Genomic DNA, 17,560 nt, shown 5'->3' on the forward strand with positions numbered 1-17,560 from the left:
ATTTCACCCATGTTTCTTGAAAAAACATGGGTGGATGTGAAGAGTGATTTATTTTAGATCATCGTTATCAGGTACAACGATGACTTGATCAAGTTCTTTCAGATCAAAACTTAGTTTTGCTTTGTTTAAGCTTTCCATATTAACGGTCAATGCTACCGCTTTTTGTAAAATAACAAAATTCATGGAGCCACCATTGTGTGCAAAATGTTCCATATCGCTTAAGAGCAGTAGAGGATACTTAGCATATTGATCAATCAGTTGTTTTTGTTCATTGGGTTCCATTTCTGCTTCAGTAATATAAAGTATTTGACAAGAAGGAAAGGCTTTTTCATTCTTGTTAAGTGCTTTTACAAGCAAAGAACGATTTTTGATTTGTGTTTTAGAAAATGCTTGCTGAAGTATTTTGGCATTTTCAGGTTCACCTAATAGACAGATCGTGAATCGATCTTTTGGAATTGAGCCTGATGGCCAACTTGTCTTATTGATGATGAATTTAATTAGTTTGGCTTTTTCTTGAGAGATGACTTCATTAGTTAAACAATAACCATTGAAGGAAATAACGGTCAGCAACAGGAAGAATATTTTTCGCAAGGTTATCATCACGACTGAGTTCCTAAGTTGATGCTCATGGATAGGTGAATAGTGTAATTCAACATCTTGATGCTGCCAATTCTTCCTTAATCATACTTTTGTAACCTTACGTCGTTATGATGATGCTATTGTATTTCAATAACTGACTTGTTCATTTATGCTTGTTTTTGCCTAAAGAAATTGTTAAGGTAAAAAAGTTATGAAAACTAAGAACCTTCACTTAAATCTATCTCTTCTCCTGCTTAGCGGCTTAAGCTGCTAAGAATCATCACCCTATTTAATATCTGTGCTTTTAACTTTAATATTTAACTTAATTTGGTTTAGTCCGGGATAGTGCTATGCAGCAAAGAAGTTCAGTTACAATTTGGTCAATGTGGCTTTTGGCCTCATTCTTTTATGCCTATCAATATATTTTGCGTGTCCTGCCCAATATTATGATGGTTGATATTCTTGAGAAATTTCATATTGATGCCGCCATTTTTGGTCAATATTCAGGACTTTATTACATAGGCTACGCGGGCATGCATATTCCTGTGGGTATCATGTTAGATAGGTATGGCCCTAAACGAGTGCTACCCGTTTGTATGATTTTAACCGTGATGGGATTATTGCCATTGTTATTTGCGCAACATTGGATTTATCCCGCTTTGGGTCGATTAATCATCGGTATGGGATCATCTGCTGCTATTTTAGGTGTTTTTAAAATTATCCGTATGTCATTTCCAGAAGAGCGCTTTACGCTGTTTCTCGGATTTTCAGTGACTATTGGTTTGCTAGGAGCCATTTATGGTGGCCAACCCGTTAATGCATTAATGCATTTGTTTGGTTGGGAAAGCGTTTTGCAGGTCATTATTTTATTGGGCATTGTCATGGCGGTAGCAACGTTCTTTATCGTCCCTTCTCAGCCTATCGACAAAACACAAGAAAGTTGGTTGGCGAGCGTTAAAGCAGTGCTTTCTAATCCACAAATCATGTTAGTGTGTTTCTTGGCCGGGTTGATGGTTGGGCCGTTGGAAGGCTTTGCCGATGTCTGGGGTAAAGAGTATCTCAAGTCAGCCTATCATTTGAGCGAGCAAGTGGCTGCATCATTACCTTCTTTGATCTTCCTAGGCATGTGTTTTGGTTCACCCATTTTGAGCTGGGTAACCGCTAAAACAAAAGCCTATTATGGTTTTATTATTATTAGTGGTTTAGTGATGGGAGCGGCATTCATTTGGTTGTTAACAGGTGATGTCCCTGTTACCTGGTTAGCTGCTTTATTTGTTATTGTCGGCGTATTCTGTGCTTATCAAATTTTAGCCATTTATTTAGCCAGTACTTTTGTTGGAGAACGACTGGTTGGTTTAACAACAGCGTGCGCCAACATGATCATCATGACATTTGGTTACGTTTTTCATAGTGCGATTGGAAAAATCATGTCAGCGCGTTGGGAAGGGCGTTTTAATGCCGAAGGCGTGCCTTACTATGATGCGAGTGCTTATACCCAAGGCTTGATGGTGATCCCCGCAGGGTTAATATTAGCAAGCATGGGTTATATGTTGTTAGCTTCAATGGCGAAGAAACGCAAAGTCATTCCTGCGTAAAAGGAGATTGAATGGCAATTGAACACCTGGCACGCAAGCTTGGTAGCCGATTAAAGGAAAAGGAATATAAATTAGTCACCGCTGAGTCTTGTACTGGCGGTGGCATTGCTTTTGCGATTACCCAGATTGAAGGTTGCTCTGATTGGTTTGAACGAGGTTTTGTGACTTACAGTAACGAATCTAAGCAAGAATTATTAGGTATTGAAGCCAACCTTTTAACCCTGCATGGTGCAGTGAGTGAAGCGGTTGCTTTAGCAATGGCACAAGGCGCTTTAATGCATAGCCATGCCGATGTAAGTATTTCCGTCACAGGGGTTGCAGGTCCTGGTGGCGGCACGCCTGAAAAGCCGGTTGGTACGATATGGCTTGGATTGGCAGGTCCCTCTTTTACAACCCAGGCGATCCCGCTTTCCTTACAAGGCAATCGTCAGCAGATCCGTGAACAGACTATTTTTCTGGCCTTAGAAAAATGTTTAGCGCTATTGAAATGACAAGCTTCAGATTTGCACTTACACTTTTATTTTTTGCGGAATAGAGTTAAATTCGCTGCTTTTTTCAGGGAACAAGAAGTTCTGATTCAGCGAGGATGAAGCAATGTTGAGTTTAAAATTTACGGGTATCGACTTAATTAAGAGTTGGTTACATAGATGCCGGCTGCGCAAAAACCCTTCTCCGACGCTGCATTTACTTTCACACTACGAAGACAAGACCAACACCATGGTAATTATCAAAGACAAAGTGGGGACTATTTTTAAAGAAAGGTTGGCAACGATTGCTCGCAGCCAACAGTATATTCGACAGTTTTCCGCTCAAGATGCGCACTTATTAGGCTATTTATTAGGCCACCAAGATGCGCTTGCAGTATCCGCTTATAAGAAAACTTAGCAAACCAATTTTGCTTGCACGACTTTGCCAATTTTTTTGGTATTTCGTGCTAAGTTCTGTGTTTCATAAAGAGGATTTAAGGATCTTGCAAAGAGTTCGTTCTCTGTTGCAATCAGTTGCGTGAACAGAGGCGTTTTCTGATCGGCCGGTAAAACAATGGCATAATCTTCGGAAGCAGGCGTTTGTTCGCAATCAACAATGATGATTGTGCCTTGTGGGTAGCGTGGCTCCATCGCATCATTTTGCACTACCAGCGCAAAAGCACGCATACTCAGATCGATATCTGAATACGTATATTGTTTGGTTTCAAGCAAAATGCCTTTGGGAAAGAGGGGTACTTCATTCCAGTCAATAATGGGTACACGTCTTGTGTGTTGAGCGCTCTTGGGCCCTATGCCGGTTAATAACCATGATGCATTGATATCTAAGAGCTGAGAATAATGCTCAATGATTTCAAAAGACATACTGCGAGTGCCAGCTTCATGTAGCGCATACGTCGATATTTTAACGTTATTCCGCTCTGAAAAAGATTTGGCAGTAGAATAACCTGCTTCTTGACGTGCTCGTTTCAAACGTTCACAGATTTTAGATTTTAATTTGGATTCTGGTGTTTCTAAGGACATGGCACATCTGAATTTAGTTTGTTTTATACATACATTCTAATGAGTTGCGGATTGATTTACAACCAATTAACATGCTGCAAATTGCATTTGTTATAAGGTCATAAAGTATATACGTTAGCAGGATAACCATTCTAAGTAGGGAATCATGAAAGATAACAATTCAGCACTGAAGTTATTAAGTATCAAGGACGATAATCATTTAACGCTTTCGCTTTATAATCAATATGTCACCACAATCAATTTGGCTTTAAAACAAAAGAAACAGCCTTGGCTTGAACAGCTCACGCAAGAGGTTCGCTCCTTAGCCCACTTATCAACAAGAGAGCTATTAACGCTTTTAGAAGATTCGGTGCTCCCTCTAATACAACGTTATGAATATTTACAACAACAAGCCGATCTTTCACAGCAAACACTCGATGAAAATCAGCAAAAGTTGCATTCATTAAAGCACGAGATTTATCAAGGGTTACATTTGCGTTGTAAAGTGAGTGAAGCCTTGCATTTGCCAAGACAAGTCGATGATTTAAAAGCCTATGCAAAACGAAATACTCAAATATCAATCGCTTCGTTAGATGATGACAGTCGATTGATTATTTATGATTTATTATGCGAAGCAGGATATGACAAACAAATTCTTTACCAAGATGTGATTGCGGTGATCCCTAAACGCAGCTATAAAACGGTACGCAAACCACAAGCCATTAAAAAAGCATTGACACAAATTTATCAATTCACTCACCACGTTAATGAAGCATTAAAGCTAAAACCAAGTCCCCCAGGCTGGTTTTCAACTCAGGTTCTGCACCTTCAACAACAATTGCAACCAGCCTTATCACAGATAGGGCAATGGCCTTTATTGCCATTGTTATGGCAAGCCCGTTATTTACTCTATTTTCTATTGAGTTTGGGGGCGTACGCTTTGCTGTTACAAACTTGTAGTCCGCTCGCCGTCATTATATTGAGTGAGAAATGGTTTGCTTTATTATCTAGTGGTTTATTTTATACCGTTGGCTTATTGCCTTTATGGTGGTTATTAGGAGAGAAATTGCATCATGCTTTCAAAGCGACTCGCAATGGGTATCTTAACATTAAGCAAGATCAAGTTGTTGAAGCGCTGCATCTTCTTGAGCGTTCACATCAATTAATTTACCACCGACTCAGTCAAGTCATTGTGGATATTACTTACCATGATTTTTCTTTATTAAATGAAAAAATAGAGAGTCATCTTCAAGCTTTAAAAACCTTAGATGCAAAATTACAGCATTATTCTTGGTGGGAACGTTTATTCTGTCATGCACAACTGAAAAGTCAAACGGCTGTAATTAGTAAAAAATTGTGTCAAACCGAAACGCAATTACAAATGACCGTGAAAAGAATGATTAAACATATCACTTCGCGTGTTAAAGAAGAATTGACGCTACTTGAAAAAGCGGTTTATCACCAAGCGTTGAGGCCCGTCTTTCCGGCAAACCAATATAATAACATTAAGCAATTTATCGAAAAATATGGTACTAAAGAAGATGTAGAGCACTATGAAGCACAAGCGAATATTACGCATCTTTGGTGTCGGCGATTAGAGCATTTCTCTTTAAGGGAAAAACATGGCAATCAACATCAATTGATGTTAAGCCAACCTTGGGGAGGGCACATTATACGTAAAGATGTCATGAGAGGTTGGCAGATCTTATTAGCAGAGTTAGGTGATGTGAATGGTCCTTCAAAACAGGCATTAGAGATTCATAAGCTGCTTTGTGGCAAGCGCGATATGTCGCTTGAAGCGCTGACGCAGTCGATAGAGCAAGTTGCTAAGGAAAAATCGACCATTTTATTGCAAAAAATTCAAATGTTGATTTTTAATACCTTGCCTGACAGAAATGCAGCTCAAGCAAAATGCTTGTCGCAAGCTCAAAAGCAATTGATTTCGAATTGGTATCATCAGAATCAAACACGGATTAATTGGGCTAATCATATTATGCAACAAGCATTTGCCGATAAGCAAAAGTGTAATCGATTTGAAAGACTAACCAATACTCAGTTGGCACGTTGCTATGAATTATTAGAAGGCGCTGATATTTACTATTTTGCCAAGGCGCAAAAAGAACATCGGGTGACAAGACATAATCTAGCAAAAGCGTATTTTGAGTCGTACCAAGGACAATCTAGTCGTGCCTTTCGCTTATTAAGATTCTTACCGGAACCAGTTAAAGGTAAGTTGTTGCCCGGAGTCGCTTGCAAGCGTTTGACTTGGATACTGACGAATCTTAATAAAAAAGTCGACCCAGAAAAACCATTCAATGATGTTGATATTGAATTTTTTCTCCATCATGACCTATCAAAACAGCACGCTCTTTTTAATGTTGCTCAAATGATTAGCAATAGCGCTGAATTTTCTAAGCCGTGGTCAGCTAACATGGAAAAGTTCTTAGCGAGTTGCCGCAATGATGGATTAGATTCTGGAAAATTACTGACGCAATATCAAGCCAAAAATAAACGAATAAAAACATTTGTGTTAAACCAACATAAGTTGAAGAAATTCTTACCTACATTACCGATAAAAGAATTAACAAGGAAAAACGCTTGTGTCAGCCGTTAAAGCGCTATGCCAAAAAATCGATAAAAATTTCTTTAGGGTATTAAAAAAATCAGCGTTGACAGCTAATTATTTATTAGCCGATCTATATCGATTTCAAAGAACAGCGAAAGGACAGGATAAAAAGTATATTAGCGCAACCCAAGATAAGCTCAAGCAAAAACTAGAGCCAACGCATATGCAAGAATTATGGCGGGTTATCAGCCATATGACACCGTCAAAATGGAAGGTCTTAGATAAAGGCACGCAAAAATCGCTGACTCTTTTACAAAGAGCGATGTTAGAGAATGAAAATTTTTTACAGGCTCTTGAACCATCCGATCTTTTATTATTAGGTAAAAGTGCTATTTGGTACCGAGAAGTATTAATTGCGTTAATCCGCCAACATCAGTTAGTGCATCATGCAAAAGATCCTTTCTCAAACAAAGACTTCAGTTATCGCCTTGTCAGACAAGGGGGAAGTGAACAAAATTTTCTTTATGTTGCAGGATTTATTGCAAAGTGTAAGACATTGCCGATAGCGCGGATTATTACTTTAGGAAGTTATCAGAGGAAAATTGCACAATTTATTCTAAAAGATTTGACCAATAGTCGTGGTTATTTCCCGATATCATCAGGGTATGTCGATTTACATCCACGACTGCGACAGGCGATTGCTAATGATTGGATGCATTATTTTGAAAATTATCCGCTTTGCCAAGAAGATAGACTCTATTTGGAAAGAAAGCTGCCGCTATTACAAAAAAAATATCCTGAATTTAAAAAAGTACTGCTTAACAATCGAGTAACGCGCCATTTTTCTAAAGAAGCCTTTGCTCCCCAACCACCCGTAACGAGTCGAACGAGGCATGTTGTGTTGATGATACCACCGGATCCTATTACCGTTTTTTGGCTGACTTGGAAACGATTACAGAATATGGTTATTGATCTCACCACACCAGAGCCTGCAGGAAAGCCTCCTCCTAAACCTGCACCAACCAGACGTTTGTGGGGATGGCTTGGCGCTTGCTGACACTAAAAAGGAATGTAATAATCGAGTTTCTCTTAGACTTTCATTTCAGGTACGAAAAAGATAAAAGGAGTTATTAATGAGAACACTAAATCAACAAGATTGTTTAGCGGTAAATGGTGCTGCTAGTGATGGTTATCGTCTGACTTTTGTTGCTGTTGATATTATGGATCCTGGCATGGCGCCGCAAGTTGCCGTTTTAGTTGGCAGACTTTTAAGCGGGCAAAGTGATCCTAGTACAATTGCTGATGCGGTGAGTCAAGCAGGTGGTTCTTTGGTTGAATACTTGTTAATAGCGCCACATTAAAACCTAATATGTTCCAGATAACGTTATCAGTCCGTGATTATGAATGCGATATGCAAGGCATTGTAAACAATGCTGTCTATCTTAATTATTTTGAACATGCAAGACATGAATATTTGCATTCAATCGGACTGGATTTTAAAGCGCTGCTTTTACAGAATATCGTTTTAGTCGCTACACGAGTTGAAGTCGATTACAAACGTTCTCTTAAAAGCGGCGATATCTTTTCTGTCACCGTTAACATAGAGAAAAGCAGTCCCATACGCTATGTTTTTGAGCAAACGATCATGATTGAAGACAAAGTGATGGCCAATGCCAAGACTTATGTTGTTTCTTTAAATGAACATGGTAAACCCACTCGTTTCCCCATTTTAGAAAAAATTAGCTGATTAACCCCATATCAAAAATAAATTAAATTTTTTATAATCATCGGCTATTTTATCGATGAAGGATATTCATTGTATGACCGTTGCGATTGTTATACCGGCTAGAAGGGCATCTACACGCTTGCCTGAAAAAATGTTGTTAGATGAAACCGGTTGGCCTCTGATTCGCCATACTTATGAGCAAGCAAAAAAAGCAAAATTAGCGCAAAGCGTGCTAGTTGCAACCGATGATGAACGCATTTTCCAAGCAGTGAAACAATTTGGTGGCAATGTGGTGATGACTTCTGCGGACCATCCCACAGGTACCGATAGGCTAGCCGAAGTTGCGGCTAATCATTTGCAAAATGCAGAGCTGATTATTAACGTCCAAGGTGATGAGCCTGAATTAGAGCCAGAAAAAATTGACTTGTTAATTCAATTAGCACAAGCAAGTGATGCTGCAATGGGGACATTAGTAACGCCTTTTGCCTCACATCTAACCCAAGGCACGGGCTCTCCACTGGATCCCAATTGTGTTAAAGCCGTTTTGGGAGCGAAAGTAGGACCTGGTTTTCAAGCATTATATTTTTCAAGAAGCTTAGTGCCTTATCCTCGTGATGCAAATGGACAGATACAGCGTCCTGAAGATTATTATCTGCATTTAGGGATTTATGCGTATTCGCCGACTTTCTTACAAGAATATGTTAAATTGCCGCAAACGCGATTAGAAATGTTAGAAAAGCTCGAGCAGTTGCGTATTTTAGAACACGGTTACTCCATTGTGGCTGGTATTGTTGCCAATGCCACACCAGGTATTGATACTCGTGCAGATTACGAATCCTTTTTAAAAAGGCATCAACGAAGGAGTCAAGCCAATGACCTTTGAATTGCATCCTCGATTAGCAGCAGACTCAACATTTGTTTATGACTTATCGTTATCTCAGGTAAGATTGAGCCATAATGCTGCTTTTCCTTGGATTATCTTAATTCCCAAACAAGCAGATATGACTGAAATCATTGATTTATCGTTGAACGATCAAGAACAATTATTAAAAGAAATACGATTAGTCTCTCATGTGATGCGCAAGCTTTTTCAACCGACCAAATTGAACATCGCTAATTTAGGGAATATGGTTTCACAATTACATATTCATGTGATCGCACGTTTTTCATCTGACAAGGCTTGGCCCAATCCAGTCTGGAATAGCCAAATCGAGGCATCGTATGAAGAAGAGGAAAAGCAACATCGTATTACCCAATTGATCACCGCTTTTCAAGGATAAGTAAGCTATGCAAAAATATTGGCTTTTTTTGGATTTTGATAATACGTTAATGGCGACAGAGCAGTATGCAGTCCCTTCTTTAATCGCGCGATTTAATGCGCTTTATGCCCAAAGCGCAGGTAAAGAATTAACCTTATCCGTATTCAAGCAATATTTTCATGGTCAAGCAAGAGAAACCTTATGTCAGAATTTAAGTGACTATTTTGGTATTACCGTAGACTATAAAACGCTTTATGAATCGCGAGAGGCGAGAATGATGCAATATCTGAAGGAAATACCCGAAGGTATTGCAATGGCCCCTCATCTCATTGAGACATTAGCACCGCTTTCTTCTCAAGGAGTCATCCTTTCATTGGTTTCTAACAATCCAATCCAACGCGCATTATGCGCCATGCGCTTTGCGAACAATCAGCAAGGAGATGCATTAGCGTCTTTGTTTGGCACTCGCTTTTTTGAAGCAGGTAACATTCAAAAACCACATCCTGAAGTTTATTTACGGGCGATGCAACAAGTAGACGCTTTAAGTGAAAATAGCATTGCAGTGGAAGATAGTATAACCGGTGCCAAAGCAGCGTTAGCGGCAGGATTAACGACATTAGCTTTTACAGGGTTTGCGGAAAATCCACAAGAACAAGCGCAGACACTACAAGCTTTAGGCTGTAAAGCGGCATTTGACGATTGGCGCCAAATGCCTGCCATACTAGCAAAGCTATCGTAATCTAAGCGTGTTCGAGTTCTTCCTCATGTTCATGATGACAATGAGGACCGTGTACATGATCATGGACGTGATGATGTTCATGATCATGATTGCAATCTGGACCGTGTACATGATCATGGACATGATGATGTTCATGTTCATGATTGCAATTTGGACCATGGACATGATCGTGGCTATGCATGTGTCCACCGCTGGCAATAAATTTCTTATATTGTTTTAAGAGTCTATCGCGTTTAAGTTTTGATAAAGAATCAATGATCAAAACGCCATTTAATAAATCGATGAGATGTTGAATACCGCAAGCAGTAACGCCAGTTGCTTGATACGTTTGTTTTGCACCGGTGAGATCTTGGTATTCTACGGTGATATCACGAGCGCGCTCTAACGTCATATGAACGCCAGGGAAAGACAAGCAATCTTCATCGGATAATACGGGGGTCTCTTTTGTCGTGATAATAGGATTCACCATGCAAAGTGGTTCACTGTTTTCTGGGCCCATATCTAAAACAAACAGACGTTGTGTCAACCCAACTTGGGTTGCGGCGAGTCCCCATCCTTTAGCAGCATAAAGGCTTTCAAATAAATCATCTGCTGCTGTTTTGAGTGCTTCATCAAAAACCGTGGTAAGGGGAAGCCCTTGACGTAAAATGGGATTGGGAAAACGAAGAACTTTTAAGCATGTCATGAGTGATATTCCGCAGATAAAAAAACTGGAGCGATTATACCGCAAAATAGGAAATGATCATCGCAAGAATCAAATATAAGTTTAACAAATAACTCTATTTGGGCTGCGGTTTATGTACTCGACTAATGATAATACACGTACCCAGCGTTATGACTATCAAACTGAGCGTAATGTAAATGGGCACTTTAAACCAGTAAGCGATAAGCATTTTGACGCCAATAAAGATTAAAATGAGGGCAACGCCATATTTGAGATAATGAAACAGTTCAGCGAGACGTGCTAAGAGAAAATACATGGCACGAAGGCCTAAAATAGCGAAGATATTAGAGGTATAAATAATAAAAGGATCGGTTGTAATAGCAAAAATAGCAGGGATGCTGTCAATGGCAAAAATAACATCACTGAGCTCAATCAACATTAAAATGATAAAAAGCGGTGTCACATAAAGCAAACCTTCTTTTCGCACGAAAAACCGTTCACCTTCTAAGTGTTCGGTAATTCTTAAATGTTTTCTTGACCAAAGCAACACGGGGTTATTTTCAAGATGCGGCTCTTCATCTCGAGTGACTAAAATTTTGATACCCGTGTAAACCAGAAAACCGCCAAACAGATAAAGTATCCAGTGGAATTTTGCAACGAGCCAAACACCTAGGGTGATAAAAATAAGCCGCATAACAATGGCGCCAATAATACCAAAAAGCAATGTGCGCCGTTGCAGCTCTAGTGGCAATTTAAAATAGTTAAAGATTAAGATGAAGACAAATAAGTTATCAACAGATAATGACAGCTCTATCAAATAACCGGTTAAAAATTCAGCTGCTTTGGTATTCGCAATTTGCTGGTTAGCCGTTTCAAGTAAATAAAACCATAAACCCACATTAAAGCAAAGCGCAATGCTGACCCAAACGATGATCCAAATCGAAGCTTCTTTGGTAGAGACACGATGTGATTTTCCACCACCTAATAAGAAGATGTCAGCAAATAACATGAGTCCTATGATGGTAAAAAAGATGATCCACATCCACCACTGGCCAACAGTTACCACACCACCTCCAATATATACAGGGTTTGTTGCTTTAAAAGATTCATTATGAAGTATAGCGGGTCACAGGCTTCCAATACGAAGCGTCTATGCTGTGGATAATGATTTCGATTACACTTCAAGAATGAGAGAGATTAAGGTTAGACACTATGTATAAAAGAATTCTGGTTGCAATCGATGGCAGCAATCCTGCAAAAGCAGCACTCAGTCAAGCAATTGCATTGGCAAGTGTTCATGATGCCAAATTAGTGATTATTCATGTCATCGATTTTGCGGGGATCTCTGGGGGGTTTAAACATTTACGAAATGACTCATTGAACGATATGGTGTGCAATCAAGCAGAAAAAGTGCTTGCCCAAGCAAAACAACAAGCACAAAAGAAAAAGATTAATGCACAAACGATCCTCATCGAATTAAATGATTATCAAGAGCAGATTGCAGAAAAAATTTTAGCGCAAGCCATCACTTCTCGAGCACAACTGCTCGTGATGGGAACGCAAGGTTTACGAGGATTGGTGAGAATTGTCTTAGGCAGTGTAACCGATTACGTGATACGTCATAGCAGTATTCCCGTCTTGATAGTGCCCGACAAGAAAAAGGCCAAACGCGCTCGTACTTAGAGAGGCGATTTGTTGTCTTTGAACGAATTTATTCATCCAATAAATGATTATACGAATGATTCGCATTCCAATAGCGAATTTCTTAGTATGAATATTGTCTTTTGGTAACTTGCTGAAGCGTGATAAAAGGCGTATTTTTTTAGAGGTATAAATAGGTTGCATTTAATTATGCTGATAACTAAACATTTGCTATCGGGAAAACAGCATGACATTTGATCCCCTCTTACTAAGTCGCATTCAATTTGGTTTTACGGTCAGTTTTCACATTATCTTCCCTGCTTTTACGATTGGACTTTCTGCCTATATCGCATCGTTGTTAGTGCTGTGGCAGTGGCGTAAAAAGGAACATTACCAAACACTGGCTCGATTTTGGACCAAGATATTTGCGGTCTCTTTTGCGATGGGGGTGGTTTCTGGCATCGTGTTGTCTTATCAGTTTGGAACTAACTGGAGCCAATTTTCAGTCGCCATTGGCAATGTGATTGGTCCTTTAATTGGCTATGAAGTTTTAACGGCCTTCTTTTTAGAAGCAACTTTCTTAGGGGTCATGCTATTTGGTTGGAAGCGTGTGCCACCTTGGCTGCATACCTTGTCCGCTATTTTAGTGGCGGTCGGTACCTGTATGTCAGGCTTTTGGATCTTATCTGCAAATAGCTGGATGCATACGCCGGCAGGTCACGAAGTCGTCAATGGGGTCGCTAATCCCAAAGATTGGTTTGCCATTGTCTTCAACCCTAGTTTCCCTTATCGCTTTATGCATATGATGACGGCGGCTTATTTGACAACATCCGTTGTGGTGTTGGCCATTGGTGCTCGCTATTTATTGGCACAACGTTTTACCGAAGAAGCCAAAACGATGGTGCGCATGGGGCTTGGCATGGTGATTGTCTTAGCGCCTGTACAAATCTTTCTGGGTGATTTACATGGATTAAACACAGCAAAATATCAACCCGCAAAAATTGCAGCCATGGAAGCACATTGGGATGGCAGTAAACCTGGTTCATTAGTGTTATTTGCTATTCCTGATGCCAAAGCGGAAAAAAATCTGTATGAAATTGCGATCCCCAATTTAAGTAGTTTGATTATTACGCATCATTGGGATGGGTTATTCCCAGGATTATTGGATTTCCCCAAAGAAGATAGACCTCCTTTAATCTCAGTTTTCTTTGCCTTTCGTGTGATGGTCGGTATTGGTCTGCTCTTGCTATTGATAGGCGTAGTCGGTGGTATTTTGTGGTTAACCAAACGCTTGTTCACCCAACGATTTTTCTTAGGGGCAGTGGGTTATAGTTGGCCCTTAGGCTTTATTGCGATTTTATCGGGTTGGATGGTCACCGAAAGTGGGCGGCAACCTTGGATAGCGCAAGGCATTTTACGCACCGCAGATGCCGTGTCTCCGATTGATGGTACAAGCGTGGCGATTTCACTGACGTTGTTTGTGTTGGTGTATTCCGTCGTGTTCACCACCGGAATACTTTACATTCGTAAAATGATTCAAAAAGGTCCACAAGGTGCAGCCATTGCCCCTGGTGATGATGGCGTTGCTAATCGTCCACTCTCAGCTGCTCAACATTCAGCGCGAGAATCCTTTGAAGGAGGTGCTGTTATATGAACTTAATTGAATTTGGTTTGCCACTGATTTGGGCGGCTTTGATTGGTACGGCTGTGGCACTTTATATCATTCTCGATGGTTTTGATTTGGGCGTAGGTATTTTGTACCCCTTTTTCAAAACTGAAGCAGCCCATGATCAAATGATGAATACCGTTGCGCCTTTTTGGGATGGTAATGAAACATGGCTAGTATTAGGGGGCGGTGGTTTATGGGTCGCTTTTCCTAAAGCCTATGCCATTATCATGCCTGCTCTATATATCCCAATTATTGTGATGTTATTAGCCTTGGTTTTTCGCGGTGTGGCTTTTGAATTTCGTTGGGTTGCCAAACCTCATCATTTCAAATGGAATGTGGCTTTTACGTTAGGATCACTTTTTGCTGCTTTCGCACAAGGGGTTGTTTTAGGTGGGTTATTACAAGGTATTAAAGTCGTTGATAACCATTTTGCGGGAGGCCCCTTAGATTGGCTCACCCCATTTAGCATGATGTGCGGCCTGGGTATGTGCTGTGGTTATGCATTGCTCGGTGCGACTTGGTTGATCATGAAAACCGAAGGGGAAGTGGCCAATCAATCTCGTGTTATTGCTCGTCCTTTCTTATTAGCACTATCGGGTATCATTTTGATCATCAGTCTTTGGACACCCATGATTATTCCGCGAATTGCAGAAGTGTGGTTTACGTTGCCCAATTTCTATTATCTTTCACCTGTGCCAATATTAACGATTTTATTGTTTATTTTGTGTTGGTTAGGGATTAGTGACAACCGTCATACCATGCAAGCCTTTTTTAGTGCGGTCGTGCTCTTTTTATTAGCGTATATTGGCTTAGTGATCTCGAATGTTCCTTATCTGGTTCCTCCCTCATTAACCGTTTGGCAAGCAGCGGCAGCACCAGAATCGCAATTATTTTTATTGCTAGGTACGTTAGTCTTATTGCCGATGATTTTAGGATATACCGTTTTTGTTTATTGGACGTTTCGAGGGAAGTTACGAGAGGGTGAAGGCTATCATTAGAATGAAAAAAAACGCCCCTATATAGGGGCGTTTTTTTAGACTTATCGTTTCTTAGTACTTTTGTTCTTTGGTTTAGCGGAGTCATCATTTGCACTTGAACTATCATTCTCTTTATCGGTGCTGGATTTTTTGCCGCGCTGATTTCGGGGAATGAAGGTCAGTGTTTTTCCATGATTATCTTTGTCCACCGCTTTGCCTTTCCTTGTAGGGCTGTCTTTACCAGCTGGCTTTTTAGCAGGTGCTTTTTGTAATTGTTCAATTTTGTGATTGATTTCTTGATAGCAATCCTGCACTAAATTAGTGGCCCAATGTCGCAGACAAGCTTCATAAGAAGCATGGTAGTCCGTTCCAATGCGAACGCGTTCTTGTGCCGTGATTCGTTGCTCACTAAAGAAGGTTTTACACTCTTGCACCATCGCTTCAATCGCGTCAGCAGAAGGTTTGAGTGCTTCAATCAGCGGACGATTCTCTTCTTCAACACCGTCAAGATTGCCAATATTGACGATCATATAATCTTCCATGGCGTCTTTGGTTTTTGTAAGCGTCGCTTTGTCCATTCTTTCTAATTTAGTAAATAAAGCGTCACGATTATTTTCATCCGCCACTAAAATCGATTTGAATTTTGCTCTCAAGGTATCCACATTTAAAGGACGGGATGCAGGATCGTTTGAAACCAAGGTTAAAAACTGAGTTACCCATTGGGAAACACCCATACCGCAAGTCGGTTTATCGCCTTCACCATCATCCACTTCCTGACCTGCGCGAGCATTGGCAATATGATTATCATAGTTATGACCACGGGCTGCACCGGCTAAAATGAGCTCAGCAAAAACCGTTTTCAAACTATCGATAGCTTCTGCTTGTGGGACCCTTCGGCTAGGATTGGCATCAGCGGCAACAACAGCAGCAGTTTGTGCATTCGATGCGGCCAACCACAGATAAGCTATTTTAATTTTATGATCGTTTGAAATGCTGGCTGAACGACCACCACCCATGTGATGTTGAACATGGATTGCATTCTGGCTAATCCAAGGATTAGGATGTTTAAATAAATAGCGATAAGCCGTATGAATTTTATGCGTGAAATATTGGGCTTTCACATTGGCAGGCAGTGACGCGTTATATTCATCAATCGGAATGGCTCTACCATTATGTCGGATCGGATTCGCGTTATATTTTTCAATTAAGAAACCGCGGATTTCTGCCATAATCGCATCAAGTCCTCGAGATTGAAACTCAGCTTGATAACGTTGTTGCAGAACACCTAATTCACGCTGTTGGTTTGCATCTAAGCCAGCCATCGCATTTTCACGGTTGTTGGCAAAATTGCGAAGCGCATTATCGTCTTCATTTCGATTGGGTACGTTATGACGGTTCAAACGGTCAAGATTATTCAATACCCCAAAAAGATCAAATACCCCAAGATTTTGTGGCGCATAAGGATTAAACCGTAAAGGATCGGCAGGAACGTGCAAACGTTCAGTGGTACGTGGCGTAAAATGTAAGGGAATGTTTTCAGGCACTTGATAATTAGCAACCGCCTCGATTTCTAATAAGCGTGCTACCACATCAAAATGTCCATTTTCTTGGGCAAGGCGCACGGCTTCATTATGATTGAAAGTAATGCGATTGACGACATTAGGACAGTCAAGTAAAGCATTCACAATATCTAAAGCCCCTAAGCTGCAGGCTTCGCGTAATGCTTCATTGTTAGAGATTTCTGCGTTGTTTCTGACACGTTCATTACGCAGTAAAGCGGTTACCATCTCTGGACGTCGTTCGCGTACCGCAACTAACAAAAGTCGGTTATTGGTATGTGAGAGGCGCTGTTCGACTTCGGGTAACACGATTAATCGATTGAATACCTCAATTGCATTGCGGCGAATGGTTTCTGCGACCAGCGTCATCAATGAGTTGGTATGACGTACGTTCACATTAGCCACTAATTGTAATGCACGTTCATTATTACCACTTGTGAGTGCATTAATAATAACGCCGGGATCCGTACGTAAGTCAGAAGTATTATCTCGATCTGTAACATCTGGCGTTTCGCCAATAGTATCATCGCCATCAGCGCGGCGTCCTAGCGCACGATTAACACGACCTCTAACAGAAGAAAAGATTCGGTTGGTAATGAATTTGGTAATACCCCAAGTGATTTCTAAAGCAATCGGCATAGCTGCTGAAATGGATAACAGTGCAACGGTGCTTAAAGGGTAAGCAGCTAAAATTCCTAAGGTGAATAAAGAGACAAGTAAATAGAACAGAATTTTTCGACGCGTCATGCTATAAAGCCAGTTAACTAATATGTTTTTGGTGCCAATGAAAAAATCGGCAACACCATCTCTGAGTCGACCTAATCGACTTCGATTGTCTCTCTGCGGTCCGGAATTCATGCTGAAAACCCCTATAAGTCAGTTAAATTATTAATTTTATTGAAAAAATTTGAGATGGGAGCCTAACAAGTAAAGGTATTGATGGAAAGTTATTTAAATAAAAATCCGACAAGTGGATCCGACAAAAGGTCTGTTATTTACAACAAAAATAGGTTAAGCAATAAAAATGCGTTTCCCAAATCCTAACAACACTTCAATTTTGTATCCGTTCAAGTAAATTTATTTTATTCTTGTAAACCGC

The 17,560-nt window shown here is 40.3% G+C and carries 18 protein-coding genes; 13 read left to right on the forward strand and 5 right to left on the reverse strand.

All coding sequences use genetic code 11. The annotated features are described in order from the left end of the window. Positions 1–48: 48 nt before the first annotated feature. Positions 49–600, reverse strand: coding sequence for a YfiR/HmsC family protein (locus HT99x_RS00885; protein WP_075066612.1), 552 nt, complete (start codon positions 598–600; stop codon positions 49–51). A gap of 329 nt (positions 601–929) precedes the next feature. Here HT99x_RS00885 and HT99x_RS00890 point away from each other — a divergent pair, with 329 nt between their 5' ends. From HT99x_RS00890 to HT99x_RS00900, 3 genes are all read left to right on the forward strand, one after another. Beyond that, the gene (locus tag HT99x_RS00890; protein ID WP_075066611.1) at positions 930–2,174 is read left to right on the forward strand and encodes an MFS transporter; all 1,245 of its coding nucleotides are present in this window, start codon (positions 930–932) and stop codon (positions 2,172–2,174) included. An 11-nt stretch (positions 2,175–2,185) separates the two neighbouring features. After that, the gene (locus HT99x_RS00895; RefSeq protein ID WP_075066610.1) at positions 2,186–2,665 is read left to right on the forward strand and encodes a nicotinamide-nucleotide amidohydrolase family protein; all 480 of its coding nucleotides are present in this window, start codon (positions 2,186–2,188) and stop codon (positions 2,663–2,665) included. Positions 2,666–2,768: 103 nt separating this feature from the next. After that, positions 2,769–3,059 carry a hypothetical protein gene (locus HT99x_RS00900; protein WP_075066609.1) on the forward strand — a complete coding sequence of 97 codons (291 nt, stop codon included), beginning with the start codon at positions 2,769–2,771 and terminating at the stop codon, positions 3,057–3,059. Here the strand turns inward: HT99x_RS00900 and HT99x_RS00905 are convergent. Beyond that, positions 3,056–3,682 carry a S24 family peptidase gene (locus HT99x_RS00905; RefSeq protein ID WP_075066608.1) on the reverse strand — a complete coding sequence of 209 codons (627 nt, stop codon included), beginning with the start codon at positions 3,680–3,682 and terminating at the stop codon, positions 3,056–3,058. The two genes, HT99x_RS00900 and HT99x_RS00905, sit on opposite strands and share 4 nt — an antisense overlap. A 145-nt stretch (positions 3,683–3,827) precedes the next feature. On the opposite strand from HT99x_RS00905, the gene HT99x_RS00910 reads away from it, so the two are divergent. The 7 genes from HT99x_RS00910 (at position 3,828) to HT99x_RS00940 (ending at position 9,951) form a co-directional block, all read left to right on the forward strand. Then, positions 3,828–6,275, forward strand: coding sequence for a hypothetical protein (locus HT99x_RS00910; RefSeq protein WP_075066607.1), 2,448 nt, complete (start codon positions 3,828–3,830; stop codon positions 6,273–6,275). Further along, positions 6,262–7,284, forward strand: coding sequence for a hypothetical protein (locus HT99x_RS00915; RefSeq protein WP_075066606.1), 1,023 nt, complete (start codon positions 6,262–6,264; stop codon positions 7,282–7,284). The genes HT99x_RS00910 and HT99x_RS00915 overlap by 14 nt, the downstream gene beginning before the upstream one ends. A gap of 76 nt (positions 7,285–7,360) precedes the next feature. Continuing rightward, positions 7,361–7,588, forward strand: a complete 228-nt coding sequence (locus HT99x_RS00920; protein WP_075066605.1) for a hypothetical protein — start codon at positions 7,361–7,363, stop codon at positions 7,586–7,588. 8 nt (positions 7,589–7,596) lie between these two features. Then, a complete protein-coding gene (locus tag HT99x_RS00925; protein ID WP_075066604.1) occupies positions 7,597–7,974 on the forward strand; it encodes a YbgC/FadM family acyl-CoA thioesterase in 378 nt (125 codons plus the stop codon). A 73-nt stretch (positions 7,975–8,047) separates the two neighbouring features. After that, positions 8,048–8,836, forward strand: coding sequence for a 3-deoxy-manno-octulosonate cytidylyltransferase (kdsB, locus tag HT99x_RS00930; RefSeq protein ID WP_075066603.1), 789 nt, complete (start codon positions 8,048–8,050; stop codon positions 8,834–8,836). Beyond that, entirely contained in the window at positions 8,826–9,233 is a 408-nt protein-coding gene (locus HT99x_RS00935) for an HIT domain-containing protein (RefSeq protein WP_075066602.1), read from the forward strand. The genes kdsB and HT99x_RS00935 overlap by 11 nt, the downstream gene beginning before the upstream one ends. Positions 9,234–9,240: 7 nt before the next feature. Continuing rightward, positions 9,241–9,951 (forward strand): HAD-IA family hydrolase, encoded by a 711-nt coding sequence (locus tag HT99x_RS00940; RefSeq protein ID WP_075066601.1) that lies wholly within the window; start codon positions 9,241–9,243, stop codon positions 9,949–9,951. Position 9,952: 1 nt separating this feature from the next. Here HT99x_RS00940 and def read toward each other — a convergent pair whose 3' ends face one another. After that, on the reverse strand, positions 9,953–10,636 hold the full coding sequence (gene def / locus HT99x_RS00950; protein WP_075066600.1) for a peptide deformylase: 684 nt from the start codon (positions 10,634–10,636) through the stop codon (positions 9,953–9,955). Between the two features lie 94 nt (positions 10,637–10,730). Continuing rightward, positions 10,731–11,681 carry a TerC family protein gene (locus HT99x_RS00955; protein WP_102134650.1) on the reverse strand — a complete coding sequence of 317 codons (951 nt, stop codon included), beginning with the start codon at positions 11,679–11,681 and terminating at the stop codon, positions 10,731–10,733. A 146-nt stretch (positions 11,682–11,827) separates the two neighbouring features. Between HT99x_RS00955 and HT99x_RS00960 the strand changes: the two genes are divergently transcribed. The 3 genes from HT99x_RS00960 to cydB all read left to right on the forward strand — a co-directional run bounded on the left by HT99x_RS00960 (position 11,828) and on the right by cydB (position 14,923). Next, entirely contained in the window at positions 11,828–12,298 is a 471-nt protein-coding gene (locus HT99x_RS00960; RefSeq protein ID WP_075066598.1) for a universal stress protein, read from the forward strand. A gap of 205 nt (positions 12,299–12,503) precedes the next feature. Further along, positions 12,504–13,910: a cytochrome ubiquinol oxidase subunit I gene (locus tag HT99x_RS00965; RefSeq protein ID WP_075066597.1), complete on the forward strand. Its 1,407-nt coding sequence runs from the start codon at positions 12,504–12,506 to the stop codon at positions 13,908–13,910. Continuing rightward, positions 13,907–14,923 carry a cytochrome d ubiquinol oxidase subunit II gene (gene cydB, locus HT99x_RS00970; protein ID WP_075066596.1) on the forward strand — a complete coding sequence of 339 codons (1,017 nt, stop codon included), beginning with the start codon at positions 13,907–13,909 and terminating at the stop codon, positions 14,921–14,923. Before HT99x_RS00965 ends, cydB begins: the two co-directional genes overlap by 4 nt. A gap of 41 nt (positions 14,924–14,964) precedes the next feature. Here cydB and HT99x_RS00975 read toward each other — a convergent pair whose 3' ends face one another. Further along, positions 14,965–17,319, reverse strand: a complete 2,355-nt coding sequence (locus HT99x_RS00975) for an ankyrin repeat domain-containing protein (RefSeq protein WP_075066595.1) — start codon at positions 17,317–17,319, stop codon at positions 14,965–14,967. Positions 17,320–17,560 lie beyond the last annotated feature (241 nt).

Source organism: Candidatus Berkiella aquae, assembly GCF_001431295.2.
In the GTDB taxonomy this organism is placed as follows: Bacteria; Pseudomonadota; Gammaproteobacteria; order Berkiellales; family Berkiellaceae; genus Berkiella; species Berkiella aquae.

Coding starts and splice junctions, on each gene's coding strand:
- HT99x_RS00975 (WP_075066595.1), bottom strand. CDS start 17,319: ATGAATTCCGGACCGCAGAGAGACAATCGAAGTCGATTAGGTCGACTC.
- HT99x_RS00940 (WP_075066601.1), top strand. CDS start 9,241: ATGCAAAAATATTGGCTTTTTTTGGATTTTGATAATACGTTAATGGCG.
- HT99x_RS00890 (WP_075066611.1), top strand. CDS start 930: ATGCAGCAAAGAAGTTCAGTTACAATTTGGTCAATGTGGCTTTTGGCC.
- HT99x_RS00885 (WP_075066612.1), bottom strand. CDS start 600: ATGATAACCTTGCGAAAAATATTCTTCCTGTTGCTGACCGTTATTTCC.
- HT99x_RS00910 (WP_075066607.1), top strand. CDS start 3,828: ATGAAAGATAACAATTCAGCACTGAAGTTATTAAGTATCAAGGACGAT.
- HT99x_RS00920 (WP_075066605.1), top strand. CDS start 7,361: ATGAGAACACTAAATCAACAAGATTGTTTAGCGGTAAATGGTGCTGCT.
- def (WP_075066600.1), bottom strand. CDS start 10,636: ATGACATGCTTAAAAGTTCTTCGTTTTCCCAATCCCATTTTACGTCAA.
- HT99x_RS00905 (WP_075066608.1), bottom strand. CDS start 3,682: ATGTCCTTAGAAACACCAGAATCCAAATTAAAATCTAAAATCTGTGAA.
- HT99x_RS00965 (WP_075066597.1), top strand. CDS start 12,504: ATGACATTTGATCCCCTCTTACTAAGTCGCATTCAATTTGGTTTTACG.
- HT99x_RS00900 (WP_075066609.1), top strand. CDS start 2,769: ATGTTGAGTTTAAAATTTACGGGTATCGACTTAATTAAGAGTTGGTTA.
- kdsB (WP_075066603.1), top strand. CDS start 8,048: ATGACCGTTGCGATTGTTATACCGGCTAGAAGGGCATCTACACGCTTG.
- cydB (WP_075066596.1), top strand. CDS start 13,907: ATGAACTTAATTGAATTTGGTTTGCCACTGATTTGGGCGGCTTTGATT.
- HT99x_RS00895 (WP_075066610.1), top strand. CDS start 2,186: ATGGCAATTGAACACCTGGCACGCAAGCTTGGTAGCCGATTAAAGGAA.
- HT99x_RS00935 (WP_075066602.1), top strand. CDS start 8,826: ATGACCTTTGAATTGCATCCTCGATTAGCAGCAGACTCAACATTTGTT.
- HT99x_RS00925 (WP_075066604.1), top strand. CDS start 7,597: ATGTTCCAGATAACGTTATCAGTCCGTGATTATGAATGCGATATGCAA.
- HT99x_RS00960 (WP_075066598.1), top strand. CDS start 11,828: ATGTATAAAAGAATTCTGGTTGCAATCGATGGCAGCAATCCTGCAAAA.